Source organism: Vitreoscilla stercoraria DSM 513 (assembly GCF_000382305.1).
Taxonomy (GTDB): Bacteria; Pseudomonadota; Gammaproteobacteria; order Burkholderiales; family Neisseriaceae; genus Vitreoscilla; species Vitreoscilla stercoraria.
This window is the reverse complement of the sequence record NZ_KB908020.1, coordinates 173104-188798: the sequence shown is the minus strand read 5'-3', so window position 1 is coordinate 188798 and position 15695 is coordinate 173104. Positions and strand designations below refer to the sequence as shown.

At 45.6% G+C, this 15695-nt stretch carries 11 protein-coding genes; 2 read left to right on the top strand and 9 right to left on the bottom strand.

Annotated elements, in window-relative coordinates; translation table 11 throughout:
- Positions 1-45 precede the first annotated feature (45 nt).
- The gene (locus H150_RS0103485) at positions 46-1434 is read right to left on the bottom strand and encodes a GntP family permease (RefSeq protein WP_019957664.1); all 1389 of its coding nucleotides are present in this window, start codon (positions 1432-1434) and stop codon (positions 46-48) included.
- A gap of 235 nt (positions 1435-1669) precedes the next feature.
- On the opposite strand from H150_RS0103485, the gene H150_RS0103480 reads away from it, so the two are divergent.
- The gene (locus H150_RS0103480) at positions 1670-2449 is read left to right on the top strand and encodes an IclR family transcriptional regulator (protein WP_019957663.1); all 780 of its coding nucleotides are present in this window, start codon (positions 1670-1672) and stop codon (positions 2447-2449) included.
- A gap of 60 nt (positions 2450-2509) precedes the next feature.
- Here H150_RS0103480 and H150_RS0103475 read toward each other — a convergent pair whose 3' ends face one another.
- The 7 genes from H150_RS0103475 to H150_RS0103430 all read right to left on the bottom strand — a co-directional run bounded on the left by H150_RS0103475 (position 2510) and on the right by H150_RS0103430 (position 10435).
- On the bottom strand, positions 2510-3772 hold the full coding sequence (locus tag H150_RS0103475; RefSeq protein WP_026353436.1) for an aromatic amino acid transport family protein: 1263 nt from the start codon (positions 3770-3772) through the stop codon (positions 2510-2512).
- A 399-nt stretch (positions 3773-4171) separates the two neighbouring features.
- Positions 4172-5521 (bottom strand): argininosuccinate synthase, encoded by a 1350-nt coding sequence (gene argG, locus H150_RS0103465; RefSeq protein WP_019957660.1) that lies wholly within the window; start codon positions 5519-5521, stop codon positions 4172-4174.
- Positions 5522-5638: 117 nt separating this feature from the next.
- Positions 5639-6325, bottom strand: coding sequence for an amino acid ABC transporter permease (locus H150_RS0103460; RefSeq protein ID WP_019957659.1), 687 nt, complete (start codon positions 6323-6325; stop codon positions 5639-5641).
- Between the two features lie 22 nt (positions 6326-6347).
- Positions 6348-7166, bottom strand: coding sequence for an amino acid ABC transporter substrate-binding protein (locus H150_RS0103455; RefSeq protein WP_026353434.1), 819 nt, complete (start codon positions 7164-7166; stop codon positions 6348-6350).
- Positions 7167-7322: 156 nt separating this feature from the next.
- Positions 7323-8156 (bottom strand): S-formylglutathione hydrolase, encoded by an 834-nt coding sequence (gene fghA, locus H150_RS0103450; RefSeq protein ID WP_169708863.1) that lies wholly within the window; start codon positions 8154-8156, stop codon positions 7323-7325.
- Positions 8157-8423: 267 nt separating this feature from the next.
- The gene (locus tag H150_RS0103445) at positions 8424-9542 is read right to left on the bottom strand and encodes an S-(hydroxymethyl)glutathione dehydrogenase/class III alcohol dehydrogenase (protein ID WP_019957656.1); all 1119 of its coding nucleotides are present in this window, start codon (positions 9540-9542) and stop codon (positions 8424-8426) included.
- A 554-nt stretch (positions 9543-10096) separates the two neighbouring features.
- Positions 10097-10435 (bottom strand): P-II family nitrogen regulator, encoded by a 339-nt coding sequence (locus H150_RS0103430; RefSeq protein ID WP_019957653.1) that lies wholly within the window; start codon positions 10433-10435, stop codon positions 10097-10099.
- Between the two features lie 202 nt (positions 10436-10637).
- Here H150_RS0103430 and purL point away from each other — a divergent pair, with 202 nt between their 5' ends.
- Positions 10638-14558: a phosphoribosylformylglycinamidine synthase gene (gene purL / locus H150_RS0103425; protein ID WP_019957652.1), complete on the top strand. Its 3921-nt coding sequence runs from the start codon at positions 10638-10640 to the stop codon at positions 14556-14558.
- 324 nt (positions 14559-14882) lie between these two features.
- Here purL and pcaD read toward each other — a convergent pair whose 3' ends face one another.
- On the bottom strand, positions 14883-15686 hold the full coding sequence (gene pcaD / locus H150_RS0103420; protein ID WP_019957651.1) for a 3-oxoadipate enol-lactonase: 804 nt from the start codon (positions 15684-15686) through the stop codon (positions 14883-14885).
- Positions 15687-15695: the final 9 nt, after the last annotated feature.

Here is a 15695-nt window from a genome sequence, read left to right as displayed (position 1 = left end):
GATTGTATCTATTCAGGCCGCCGAAACGGCCTATTGATGACTTGCTTAAAACGATCCGAACATGGTGCCCAAAGCAATCACCACTGCCAAAGCCGCAATCGGCACCGCCACTGCCACCACAAAAATGTCTTTGTAAGAATCACGGTGGGTTAAGCCACAAATGGCCAACAAAGAAATCACCGCGCCATTGTGTGGCAAGGCATCCAAACCGCCCGAAGAAATCGACGCCACACGGTGCATCAATTCAGGGTTGATGCCAAATTGTTGTGCCAATTGCGTATAGGTTTCACCCATCGTATTCAAGGCAATCGACATACCACCTGATGCCGAACCTGTGATACCTGCCATCACATTGATAAAGATAGCTTCTGAAATCAATGGATTACCTGGTGACAAGCCTAACAAAAATTCTTTGATAATCACAAAACCTGCCAAAATCGCAATCACCGAACCGTAACCCACTTCTGAAGCGGTATTGAAAATCGGCAACAGCGAACCCAACGCACCTTTGCTCAAAGACTCTTTCACATCTTTAAAACGCTTCACATTCAATGCCACAATCGCCGCACAAGACACCACCAAAGCCACCACAATTGCCCAAGTACCTATCACTTTAGAAGCTGGTACGTTGCCAAATTTCTCTGTCGCCAAATAACTGGTGTCCATCGCTGGAAATACCCATTTGCTGAATGCAAAGTTCAGAGCAATCACCAAAATAATCGGCAACAGCGCATTCATGATAGACGGGTCGTTGCTATGATCCATGACTTCGATGTTTTCTTTATGATTGCCATAACCTTCACCCGCTACGACTGCTTTTTTGGCTTGGCGATTCATCCACCACATGCCGCCAACCAACATAATAAGGCCACCAATGGTACCCAAAACAGGTGCGGCAAACGAATCGGTTTTGAAAAATGGCATAGGAATGGCATTTTGAATCGCAGGCGTACCCGGTAAAGCCGTCATTGTAAAGGTCAACGCACCCAAAGCAATGGCACCAGGAATCAAGCGTTTTGGAATGTTCAATTCACGGAACAATGCCGCTGCAATCGGATACACCGCAAAACCCACCACAAACAACGACACCCCGCCGTAAGTCAAAATCGCACACGCCAATACAATCGACAAAATGGCTTGTTTGGTACCCAATTTGGAAATCAAGAAAGCGGCAATACTGCGTGCAGAGCCTGAGTCATCCATCAACTTGCCAAATACCGCTCCCAATAAGAACAATGGGAAGAAATTGACAACGTAACCGCCCAAGCCTTTCATGAAAATTTGCGTGTAAATGGCGAGCATTTGTGCCGATTCACCACTGAACACCACCGCCAACATCGCCAAAAATGGCGCCAACAAAATCACACTGTGACCTCGATAAGCCAAATACATCAATAAGCCCAGCGAAATCAAAATACCCAACAAGCTGATCATTTGATTCTCCTTGTGTGTAACTGCATTTGTAGATTGAAGTGAATTAATTATTTTTATAAAGTGATACAATACGTATCGTTTTTGAAAGCTAACAAACTTATTTACGTAAATCAAGAATTATTCGTTCTGCATTGCAACATGACAAGGACGTAACAAAACTGCACACTGAGCTAACAAGCGGCTCAAAGCCCATTGAACGAAATTATCTTTAATATCATCATGAAAGCAGATTTTCATGCAACAAGAAAAAAAGAAAGGCTCTAGCGTAGAGCGAGTCTTACAATTGGTAGAAACGGTTGCCAAATCTGAGCGCCCAATCAGCCCAAGCGATTTGGCAGATATTTTAGACATTCCCAAGCCCAGTATTCATCGTTTGGTTCAACAATTACAGCAAACGGGTTTTTTACAATTGGATTTACAAGGCAAGGTGATTTGTGGGCAACGTACCCACCAATTGGCGTTTAATTTGTGGCAAACAAGCCATTATAAAATGGAGCGCCAAGCGGTTTTACAACAATTGGCGAGCGTGATTGGTGAGACGGTAGGTGTGGCGGTGTTACACGAATTGGAAGTCGTTTACATCGACAGGGTTTTGTCCAATTGGCCATTACAAATTTATTTGCCTGAGGGTACACATGTGCCGATTTGGGCCAGCGCCAGCGGTAAATTGCTCTTAGCACAGCGTCCTGAAAACCAATTTCGCCGCATTGTGGAACAATTACCACTGCATGCTTTGACCAAAAACACTCAAACCGATCCTGCGCAATTGTTCCAAACCTTACAACAAGCCAAAGCATTGCAATTGGGATTGGACAATGAAGAATTCATTCCGGGGATGGTCGCTTGTGCCGTGCCGATTCCCAATGGAGACAAAGAGCCTTTTGCGGCGGTCTTTACACATGGTCCGACTTTGCGCAAATCCTTGGAGCAATTGCAAAGTTTTATACCACACATGCGCCAAGCAGCCACCGAATTGGCCGCCATTTTTGACCAACAAGCGTCCTGTAAGCATTAAAAACATCAAAAAAAGCGTCCTGTAATCTTACAGGACGCTGGTTTTATACATTAAAAAGGCTTAACCATGAAAGCTTGGTAACCAACCCAATTGGGTGAAAATTTGTGCCAAAATATTGATGATGCCAAAAGCCAAAACAAACCAAATCAAAACGCTGCCACCTTTCAGCAAATAGCTGTTATTTGCCGATGTTTTCGGAAAACGGCGACGACTGGCAAACACGAGCAAAGCGGGAATCACTGCCGTCCAAATCGCAGCACCCAAACCCACATAACCAATCACTGTAACAAAGCCTGTTGGAAACAAGATACAAGCGATATAAGGTGGCACAAACGTCACCGCAGCCGATTTCAAGCGGCCTGTAGCCGAATTGCCAAACTTGAATAAATCAGCCATGTAATCAAACAAACCCAACGACACGCCTAAAAATGAGCTGACAATGGCCATAAAAGCAAACGCATTCAAAGTTTCATTCAAACCATCGGTCGACACATACGCTGACAAAGCTTGCAATAACACCGCCACATCGCCCCCTGCGGCAATCACGGGTGCAAATTCATGACGAGGCAAAACGCCTTGCACTGCAGTTTGCCACAATGCATAAATGGCAAACGCAATCAAACTGCCACCAATAATGCTAATACGGACTTTTTGAGTATCGTTTTGATAATAAGCCATCAAGCTTGGCACATTCATGTGAAAACCGAATGATGCCAAACACACAGGCAAAGCCACCCACACATAAGGCATGTATTCACTGCCGACCGCTTGCGGCAATTGATTGAGTAATACTGCGATGTCTAAATGACTTAACAAGCCTGTCACGGTGCTTAAAAAAGTCAATGCCATGCCCACGATCAAGACGGTTGACAATCGGTCGACTGCTTTGGTTGACCACCACACGCACAAAGCAAATACCAACATAAAAAGAGTCGATGCCATCACGCTGCTGTCGGTGATGCCCGCCTGAGCCAACCACGTTTGTAACACGCTGCCGCCCACAAAAATATACGCATACAACAAAATATAGACGACAAACACAAAGGCAAAGCCATTGAACAGATTCCAAGCAGGTCCGAGTAAATCTTTGACCAAGGTATTGAAACTGGCACCTGCAGGATAATGTTGGTTCACTTCCATAATCATCAAGCCCGATACACACATACAATACCAAGTATAAAGCATAACGAGCATCGCACCGGTATACCAAATACCTGCCGTGGCGGTAGGATTGGCAAACATGCCAGCACCGATGGCAGTGCCTGCAACAATCATCATGCCACCCATTAAAGATGGCGATTTTACTGCTGAATTCTGAGACATTCTTATGACAACTAGCTATAAAAGCAAAATATTTTAGCATATAGCATCATATTCATTCACAGTTTCATCTGATGTTTTACAGGTCGATTGATGCAACAAATGAATACTTTCCATCAAAAACAAATAACCAATCAACACAAACGAACACATTCGTTTTTAAATATAACTGCTATATCTAAAATCATTTTCATATACGCAATAATATTGCGATTGAATTTAAAATGTAAATCTGACTCACCCATCTTTTTAATATTAAAAAATCGACATTTAAGTCACTAAAAACGACACAAATGCTCTAAGCTTCAAAACAATAAAATATCAACCATGAGACTTGAGCATACAAAAACACCGTTACAAGCGTCCTGTAACGGTGTTTTATTGGGCTGAATGCAATGCTGATTAGTCTTCTTTTTGACTCAATTGTGGCAAAGCCGAACCTTGACCCAAAGACAACAAACCTGTATCTGAGTAAATCGCCAATTTCGCGCGAGTGTCCACAATGTCCAAATTGCGCAAAGTCAATTGACCAATACGATCGGTTGGGCTGAACATAGAGTCGCCTTTTTCCATCGTCAAACGCTCTGCTTGGTAAGTCAAATTAGGCGATTCGGTATTCAAAATCGAATAATCGTTACCACGACGCAATTCCAATGTCACTTCGCCAGTAATGGCTTTGGCAACCCAACGTTGTGCGGTTTCACGCAACATCAAAGCTTGTGAATCGAACCAGCGACCTTGGTACAACAAACGACCCAAACGCAAACCATTGATGCGGTATTGTTCGATGGTGTCTTCGTTGTGAATACCAGTCACTAAGCGTTCGTAAGCGATGTGCAACAATGCCATCCCTGGTGCTTCGTAAATGCCACGAGATTTCGCTTCGATGATGCGGTTTTCGATTTGGTCAGACATACCCAAACCATGACGGCCACCGATGCGGTTCGCTTCCAAGAACAATTCCACCACGTCAGTGAAGGTTTGACCGTTCAAAGCCACTGGCACGCCTTCTTCAAAGCGCACAGTCACAGTTTCCGCTTTCACTTCCACATCGTCACGCCAGAACGCCACACCCATAATCGGTTCAACGATTTTGATGCCAGAATTCAAGTGTTCCAAATCTTTGGCTTCATGGGTTGCACCCAACATGTTGGAATCGGTTGAGTAGGCTTTTTCTTTTGACATTTTGTAGTCAAAGCCATTGTCGATCAAAAACTGAGACATCTCAGCACGACCGCCCAATTCATCAATAAACGTTTCATCCAACCAAGGTTTGTAAATTTTCAACGCAGGATTGGTCAACAAACCGTAGCGGTAAAAACGCTCAATGTCATTGCCTTTGTAAGTAGAGCCGTCGCCCCAAATGTTGACATTGTCTTCTTTCATCGCCGACACAAGCATGGTACCTGTTACCGCACGACCCAAAGGCGTGGTGTTAAAATAAGTCACGCCACCGGTTGAAATGTGGAACGCGCCACATTGAATCGCGGCAATGCCTTCGTGCGCCAATTGCAAACGGCAATCGATCAAACGGGCTTTAATCGCACCGTAAGCTTCGGCTTTCTTAGGAATTGCATTGTAGTCATCCTCATCAGGTTGACCCAAATTGGCGGTGTAAGCATAAGGCTCCGCACCTTTTTGTTTCATCCACAACAAAGCTGCTGAAGTGTCCAAACCACCAGAAAAGGCAATACCTACTTTTTCACCTACTGGCACATTTTGCAAAATGGTTGCATTGGTAGATTGTGTCATCTGTCACTGTCCATCAAATTCAAAAATTGTGCTTGCCCACATGGACAAGCACACAAAAACACTATTATTGTCCGATTTGTTAAAAGCGTCCAGCATTTACAGGACGCTTTTGGCAAATCAATGGAAACTGCGATAACGATTGAAGTATTTTTCCAAACGCTCTTGCCCCAAACCGAGTATCAAACAAATCACCCAATAAATCACTGCTGCCTCAGCATACACCAATAAAAACTCATACGTTCGCGCAGCAACCGATTGCGCCACACGGAACAATTCGGTCACCAACACCAATGAAGCCAAAGAAGTGTCTTTGACCAAACTGATGAAGGTATTGGACAAAGGTGGTACCGACACAGGCATCGCTTGTGGCAAAACAATGTGGCGCAAGACTTGAAAATACGTCATGCCACTGGAAAAACCCGCTTCCCACTGACCTTTGTGTACCGATTCAATTGCCGCACGAATGATTTCAGACGCATATGCACCGACATTCAACGCAAACGCAATGATGGCCGTTGGAAAAGGCTCAAGCGTGACGCCTACCGCAGGCAAACCATAAAAAATGATAAAAATCTGCACCAACATCGGTGTGCCACGAATGATGGACACATACACACGTGCCAAAGCATACAAGACTTTGACCAATACGTTGCCACGCGGCATCACCCGCACCACCGCCACAGCCACCGCAATCACCAAGCCAATGACAAACGAAGCCAAAGCCAATGGAATGGTGAACTGTACAGTGGCAACCAACATCGGCCAAAACGAGCTGATGACAATTTCAGCCCGCTCAGGCGTCATGAACGGCAGACTTGCCAATAAATTATTTAACGCTGACATCTTTACCGAAGTATTTCTCAGAAATTTGTTTGAACGTACCGTCTTGATGCATACTCTCTAAAGCTTTGTCAATTTCAGCAATCGCCGCTTCATTGCCTTTATTGAACACAAACGCCATCGTTTCAACATCATCGGCACGCAAAGCAATCTTCAAACCAGAATCGCCTTGTTGTTTCAAAAAGTCCAACACCGCCAATTCGTCGTTCAAAGTGATGTCCACACGTTTTTGTTTGATCAATTCAATCGCTTGCGCCAAGCCTTCTACGCCTGTGATTTCAGCACCGTATTTTTCAGCCATTTTGCCGTAGTTGCTGGTCAAAGATTGTGCGGTTTTTTTGCCTTTGATGCTGTCAAAAGACGTCACAGACGCATCATCCGCACGCGTTACCACAACGGCACGAGAATAAGTGTAAGGCGCAGAGAAATCGTATTTGCCTTTGCGCTCATCATTGATGCCCACTTGATTGGCCACCAAATCAAAACGACCGCTGTTCAAACCTGCAAACATCGCATCCCATTGGGTTTCTTTGTATTCCACTTTCACGCCCAAACGCTTGCCCACTTCGTTCATGACATCCACATCGTAACCAGTCAATTGACCTGATGCATCACGGAAAGAAAAAGGTGCGTAAGTACCTTCAGTACCCACAGTCACTGTGCCTTTAGCGGCAATGCGTGCAGCCAAGCTGTTGGCATCGTTTGCAGCAGGTGCAGAAGCCGCAGGAGCGGCACTATTGCCTTGACCACCACACGCACTTAATACCAAAGAAGTGAGCACTGCCAAAGGCAAAAATTTTGTCATTTTGTTCATTGTTTTTGTCTCTTTTATCATTTTTTACTGCAAAAAATAACGCACAAATTGCGTTCTTGTGCGTCATCGTAATCTAAGACCCCTACAATAAGAAAGTCTTTTTTGCTATATGTTACAACCATTCGGTCATAAGCTCAATCTGAGTGCTTATAGCCCTAAATGTTCAGCATGGAATGTCAAATGTGTTTCCACAAAGCTGGCAATGAAATAATAACTGTGGTCATAATCTTGGCGCAGATTGAATTGAATCGGACAGCCTGCCACTTTTGCCGCAGTAACCAATTTTTCAGGCTGCAATTGCGTTGGATAAAACTCATCTGCCGTACCTTGATCAATCAAAATAGGCAAGCGGTGGCTGGCATGGTTAATACAATGACACGCATCGTATTGCGCCCAAGCCGCTTGGTTGTCGCCCAAATATGCATTCAATGCTTTTTGTCCCCACGGAATGTCCATTGGGTTGACAATCGGAGCAAACGCACTGACACTTTTATAACGCTCGCTGTTGCGCAGCGCAATCACCAACGCACCATGTCCGCCCATCGAATGTCCCATTAACGAACGCTCTTGCGTGACATCAAAATTCGCTTCAATCAAATCGGGCAATTCTTGAACAATATAATCGTACATTTGAAAATGTTTCGCCCAAGGCGCTTCGGTGGCATTGACATAAAAGCCCGCACCTTGTCCCAAATCATAAGCAGCATCGTTGGCAACGTCTTCTCCGCGCGGGCTGGTGTCTGGCATCACCAACACAAGTCCCAATTGCGCTGCATATTGTTGCGCACCTGCTTTGATGGTGAAGTTTTCATCCGTACAGGTTAAGCCTGCCAAACAATACACCGTCGGCACTTTATAGCCTTGCGTGACCCGAAATGGAATGTAAATGGAAAACGTCATGTCACATTGATTCGTTTGTGAATAATGGCGGTAACGTTGTTGCCAACCGTTGAACATTTTTTGGCTGCTGAGCAATTGCAAAGACATGAGCTTTCCTTTGTATGGGATGATGAATGAAACAAGCATAACAAAATCAAGCGTCCTGTAAAGCTTACAGGACGCTCAATCAACATTAAAATTGATTGAATAAATGGATGATGACAACCATCTGCTTTTTTAGATGGACACAAACATACTTATATCATGCTGTCTCTATTTTTTTTCAAAGACAAGCAATCTGTGTCTGTCCATTGAAAAAGCGCCCTGTCAATGTTTACAGGACGCTTGAATGAAACGGTTTAAAAACGTTTAGTAATGAATCACCGAACGAATCGATTTGCCTTCATGCATCAAATCAAACGCTTCGTTGATGTCGTCCAATGGCATGGTATGGGTAATAAAATCGCTCAAGGCAAATTCGCCATTCATGTATTGGGAAATGATGCCCGGCAATTCCGAACGACCTTTCACGCCGCCGAACGCAGAACCGCGCCACACACGACCGGTCACCAATTGGAATGGACGCGTGGCAATTTCAGCGCCCGCAGGTGCCACGCCAATAATAATCGACTCACCCCAACCTTTGTGACAGCATTCCAACGCCGCACGCATCACTTCCACGTTGCCAATGCATTCAAACGAGAAATCCACACCGCCATCGGTCATGTCGACAATCACTTGTTGAATCGGTGCGTCAAAATCTTTTGGGTTGATGACATCTGTTGCGCCCAATTTTTGTGCCATCGCAAATTTCGATGGGTTGGTGTCGATGCCAATGATGCGTTTGGCACCGTTCATGCGCGCACCAATGATCGCCGCCAAACCAATGCCGCCCAAACCAAAAATCGCCACAGTATCACCACGTTTGACTTTGGCAGTGTTCATCACCGCGCCCATGCCTGTGGTCACGCCACAACCCAATAAACACACTTCTTTCAAGTCGGCTTCAGGTTGGATTTTCGCCAATGATACTTCTGCAACCACCGTGTATTCCGAGAATGTTGAACAGCCCATGTAATGGTAAATGGGCTGACCGTCTTTGAAAAAGCGTGTGGTGCCGTCTGGCATCAAGCCTTTGCCTTGGGTGGCGCGCACAGACGAACACAAATTGGTTTTGCCCGAAGTACAAAATTTACACTCGCCACATTCCGCCGTGTACAAAGGAATCACATGGTCGCCCACAGACACGCTCGTCACGCCCTCGCCCACCGCTTCCACAATGCCCGCGCCTTCGTGACCCAAAACGCATGGAAACACGCCTTCAGAATCTTGACCTGACAAAGTATAAGCATCGGTATGGCACACGCCTGTGGCGACAATGCGCACCAATACTTCGCCTTTTTGTGGCGGCATCAAATCCAACTCTTCAATTTTCAATGGATCGTTCGGCGCCCAAGCAACGGCTGCACGTGTCTTAATCATTTGCATTGTGTCTTCCTTTTTAAATGATGAAGTGAATATTTTTATCAAGAAACCATCTTAACAGAAGCCTTCATCCACCTCATCTGTTGTTTGCTTCAAACATTGACGAGCTTCAACAGCCATCACTGACGCAAGCTGTCCATGCGTTTCAATCCACCGCATGCCCATCTTATCCAAAAACAATGGCATCATTTTGATTGTATTCGCCATATTAAGCGTAAAATTCGCCACGCTTGATTTGAATCAATACTCGATTTTTCCAATTATTTTATTATCATTGCATACTAAAAGAGCAGAAAATAGCTTTTCTATCTCGTGATATACACACTATCTCAAATAGTGATGATTTTCTTTTTTCAAGCCATGAATCAATATTGAAAACAACTGAATGGCTTGTCAGATTGGCATCTTTGATGAAGATGACAATCGAAACCTTCTTGATGTGTGTGTTTGGGGTGTGATGAGAATTCACACCTTTTTTTTGCCTTTTCACCACAAAGCGGCCTGTAAACAAAAAAAAAGCCATTGCATTGGCAATGGCTAGGGTTAAAACAACTTTTTTAAACCGCTGCGTCGTCACGTTCACCCGTACGAATACGAATGGCTTGTTCAATCGCAGACACAAAAATTTTGCCATCACCAATTTTGCCTGAATGTGCAGCTTGAATGATGGTTTCTACTGCTTGTTCTGCCAATTGGTCTGGCAATACCAATTCCAATTTGATTTTTGGTAAAAAATCAACCGCATATTCAGCGCCACGGTAAATTTCAGTGTGGCCTTTTTGGCGACCAAAACCTTTGACTTCTGTCACGGTCATGCCTGTGATACCCACTTCAGTCAAGGCTTCGCGTACTTCGTCCAATTTGAATGGTTTGATAATCGCTTCAATCTTTTTCATACTAACAACTCCCAAGGTTTTTCGGCTTCTACTTAGCGTCACTTTAAACCAAAGCGGCTTTATTTGCCAAGCCTTGTGTATGCCGAATCAATTAGCCCAATACACCGTCACGATGCAATATATATTCAGGTAATTTTAAGCAAATTAAGGTATCATAACGTCCTGTCACATTTTCTCCTTCTTTTTAGCTTTGCGAGACATCATGCCTGAAGTGCTATCGTTACGCGGTCAAACCGCGCTTTCTTCATTCCGTATTGACCAACTGAATCAACAAGCGCGCAAGTTGCAACTGCCTGAACAAGCCCAATTGAGCAATGAGTTTTGGTACTTCATCCACAGCGATGAAGCTTTAACCGAAGCAGACATTGATCGTTTATGTAATTTATTGACGGCCCAGCGTCCTGATGCTGTGGAACGTTCAGAACAATTGTGTTTGGTAACTCCTCGTGTGGGTACCATTTCTCCTTGGTCATCAAAAGCCACCGACATTGCCCGCAATTGCGGCATCAATGTTGCCAATTTGCGCATTGAGCGTGCCACTGCTTTGTGGTTTGCAGCAGATTTGACGGCTGAGCAAGTAAAAGCTTGGCAAGGTTTGGTGCACGACCGCATGACCGAATCGGTAATGACCGATTTGAGCCAAGCAGCTTCTTTGTTTGCCCGTTTACAAGACGAAAGCTTTGCCACAGTCGACATTTTGGAAGGTGGTCGTGAAGCTTTGGTTGCCGCCAACAGCAGCATGGGCCTTGCATTGTCTGAAGATGAAATCGATTATTTGGTCGACAATTACCGTCAATTGGGTCGCAATCCCAACGACGTGGAATTGATGATGTTTGCACAAGCGAACTCAGAGCATTGCCGCCACAAAATTTTCAATGCTGAATTCATTTTAGACGGTGAAAAACAGCCAAAAACCTTGTTTGGCATGATTCGTGAAACGCATCAAAAATCGCCTGAAGGCACAGTGGTTGCCTACAAAGACAATGCTTCAGTCATCGAAGGCGCGGCCATCGACCGCTTTTACCCACGTGCAGGCGAAAACCAAGCATACCGTTTTAGCGAAGAATTGACCCACATTTTGATGAAAGTGGAAACGCACAACCATCCAACCGCCATTGCCCCATTTGCAGGTGCTGCCACAGGCAACGGCGGTGAAATCCGTGATGAGGGTGCAACAGGTCGTGGTTCACGCCCGAAAGCAGGTTTGACGGGCTTTAGCGTATCGAATTTGAATATTCCTGAATTCACCCAGCCTTGGGAAACCTATCAAGTGACCCAAGCGCAATATGGCAAACCTGAACACATTGCCAGCCCTTTAGACATCATGATTCAAGGTCCTATCGGTGGTGCGGCGTTCAACAACGAATTTGGTCGTCCTAATTTATTGGGTTACTTCCGCACGTTTGAAGAATCATTCCACGGTCAAATGCGTGGCTATCACAAGCCTATCATGTTGGCAGGTGGTTTGGGCAACATCCAAGACCAACAAACACACAAAAACATCATTCCTGAAGGCGCATTGTTGATTCAATTAGGCGGCCCAGGTTTGTTAATCGGTTTGGGTGGCGGTGCGGCTTCTTCGATGGCAACGGGCGACAATGCCGCAGAATTGGATTTTAACTCCGTACAACGTGGCAATCCTGAAATCGAACGCCGTGCGCAAGAAGTGATTGACCGCTGCTGGCAAATGGGCGAAAACAACCCAATTATCGCCATTCATGATGTGGGCGCAGGTGGCTTGTCTAACGCTTTCCCAGAATTGGTGAACGATGCAGGTCGCGGTGCGATTTTCCATTTGCGCCAAGTACCTTTAGAAGAAGAAGGTTTGACGCCTTTGCAAATTTGGTGCAACGAAGCGCAAGAGCGTTATGTATTGTCAATTTTGCCTGAGCATTTGGAATTGTTCCGCGCGATGGCTGAACGTGAGCGTTGTCCGTTTGCGGTGGTGGGTACAGCTACTGACGATGGTCATTTGCAAGTGCGTGACGATTTGTTTGACAACAATCCTGTGGACTTGCCATTGAATGTGTTGCTTGGTAAACCACCTCGCACTGTGCGCACAGACAACACCGTGACTTTAGAAACCCCTGAATTTGACACCAGCAAAATCGATGTCAAAGAAAGCTTCTACCGCGTGTTGCATTTGCCGACGGTTGCCAACAAAAACTTCTTGATTTCCATTGGTGACCGCTCTGTCGGTGGTATGACGTACCAAGACCAATTGGTGGGTCGCTTCCAAACACCAGTGGCCAACTGCGCAGTGACCATGATGGGTTTTAACACCTACAAAGGTGAAGCCATGTCTATGGGCGAAAAAGCACCATTGGCATTGTTCGATGCACCCGCTTCAGGCCGCATGGCTGTGGCCGAAGCGTTAACCAATATTGCCGCAACCAACATTGGCAAAATTGGCGCCATCAAGTTGTCTGCCAACTGGATGGCGCCTTGTGGCGTGGCCGGTGAGGACGAAAAATTGTATCGCACCGTGGAAGCGGTATCTGAAATTTGCCAAAACTTGGGTGTCAGCATTCCTGTGGGCAAAGACTCTTTGTCAATGAAAACCTCATGGCAAGACAATGGCGAAACCAAAACCGTAACCTCGCCTTTGTCTTTGACCATCACCGCGTTTGCACCTGTACAAGATGTGCGCAAAACCATCACGCCTGAATTGAAACCAGTGGACAGCCGCTTGTTGTTGATTGACTTGGGCAATGGTCAAAACCGTTTGGGCGGCTCTGCCTTGACGCAAGTACACAAACACTTGCAAGGTGTGTCTCCTGATGTGGATCAAGATACACAATTGGGTGCTTTCTTTACGGCCATCCAAACTTTGATTGCCAACGACAGCTTGCTCGCTTACCACGACCGTGGCGATGGTGGTTTGTTGACCACTTTGGCGGAAATGATGTTTGCCGCTCACGTGGGTGTGACTGTCAATATGGCCAAAGTATTAGAACAATGTGCTTGCCAAGGTCACAACTTGAACGACACCATTGTACGCAGCTTGTTCAGTGAAGAATTGGGCGCGGTAGTACAAGTGGCTGCTGACAAAATCGAGGCAGTCAAAGCCGTTTTGGCACAACATGGTTTGGAAAACTGCGTATACGATTTGGGTCAAACCAACTCTAGCGACCGTTTGCAAATTCAAAACGGCAACATGATTTTGCTCAACGAAGCGCGCGTGGATTTGCAAAAAGCTTGGAGCGAAACCTCGTTCCACATCCAACGCTTGCGTGACAATCCCGTTTGTGCCGACAGCGAATTTGCCTTGATTGGCGAGGACAAACGCACCGCTTTGTTTGCCCATACCACGTTTGATGTCAACGCTGACATCACCGCACCTTTCATCAATGTGGGCGCGAAACCGAAAATTGCCATCTTGCGTGAGCAAGGTGTGAATGGTCAAATCGAAATGGCCGCAGCGTTCACCCGTGCAGGCTTTGATGCATACGACGTACACATGAGCGATTTGTTTGCAGGACGCCATCATTTGCAAGACTTCCAAGCTTTAGCCGCTTGTGGTGGTTTCTCGTATGGCGACGTTTTGGGTGCAGGTCAAGGTTGGGCGAAATCAATTTTGTTCAACGCACAATTGCGTGACATGTTCGAAGCCTTCTTCAAGCGTCCTGAAACCTTGTCTTTGGGCGTATGTAACGGTTGTCAAATGATGAGCCAATTGGCAGACATCATTCCCGGTGCTCAAAACTGGCCTCGTTTTGCTCGCAACGAATCGGAACAATTTGAAGCGCGTTTGAGCATGGTCACCATTCCTGAATCGCCTTCTGTGTTCTTGTCGGCTTTGGCGGGCAGCTCAATGCCTGTGGTGGTGAGCCATGGTGAAGGTCGTGCTGATTTTAGCGCACATGGCAACATCGCCAACGCCAATATTGCTTTGCAATACGTGGATGGTCAGAACCATGTGACACAAACCTATCCGTTAAATCCAAACGGCTCACCGCAAGCGATTGCGGGTGTCACCAGTGACGACGGTCGCGCTACCATCATGATGCCACATCCTGAGCGTGTGTTCCGCACCGCACAAATGAGCTGGAAACCTGAAGATTGGCAAGAAAACAGTGCTTGGTTGCACATGTTTGTGAATGCGCGCAAAGCATTTGATTAATACATTCATCTAATGCTATCAAGCGTCCTGTAAACACTTACAGGACGCTTTTTTCATCTTTCAACACATCATATCGGCTTTTTAATCCAATATTTTTTATCAAGACAACGAGGCTATTTATTCTTGTAATGAACCGCTCTTGATTCAAAGCACAATGAGTGTCTTTATCGTTGCTTTGACAGATATTTTATTTTCAATGCAATTTTGTGGTCGATTGCTTTAACATGAAACGCCTTGGGTGGTGATTGTGGCTTAGGCTCTCAAATCAATCCCCCAAAAAAAAGCGCTCTGTCATCGACAGAACGCTGTTTCATCGCCATTTCATCACAGTTTACAGGTCGCTTTAAACTGTGCCAAAAACCGATGCAAAACTTGATTGAACACATCTGCTTGTTCCACATTGGCAATGTGCGATGCGCCACTGATTTCCGCCATCTGGCTGCCAAAAATCGCCGCTTGCATTGCAATGGCATCGTCTACTGTCGTCACAGGGTCTTCCAAACCTGCAATGATCAACATCGGCACCTCAATCTCACTCAATTGGCTACGCACATCGGCCAGCGCCAACGCCTCACAACATTTGGCATAACCCTCAGCACTGCCTGTCGCCAAATCTTGCGATAAGCGCATCACCACTTCAGGATGGGTACAAACATAGTCTGGTGTAAACCAACGACTGTGAGCAGAAGCTGCAATAGCATATAAGCCTTCCGCGCGTACTTGAGCAGCACGCTCATTCCAAGCCTTTTCTTGACCAATTTTGGCAGCAGTATTGCTAATGACAATCGATTGAAATGACTCAGCATGGTGTATGGCCAGCCATTGCCCAATCAAACCACCCATAGAAATACCGCAAAAATGTGTGGATTCAATGTGCAAATGATCCAGCAATGCCAACACATCATACGCCAAATCTTGTAACACAAAACCCGTCGCTGGCGTAGAAGAGTGGCCATGCCCTCGAGTGTCGTAACAAATGATGTGATAATCGTCCTGTAACGCAGCGACTTGGGCTTGCCACAAGCTCAAATTGGTTCCCAATGAGTTGGAAAACAATAATTTGGGATTTTTGGCATCACCAAATTCTTGGTAATGCATATCATGACTGAGTAATTTGAGCATTGGCATGAAATTCTC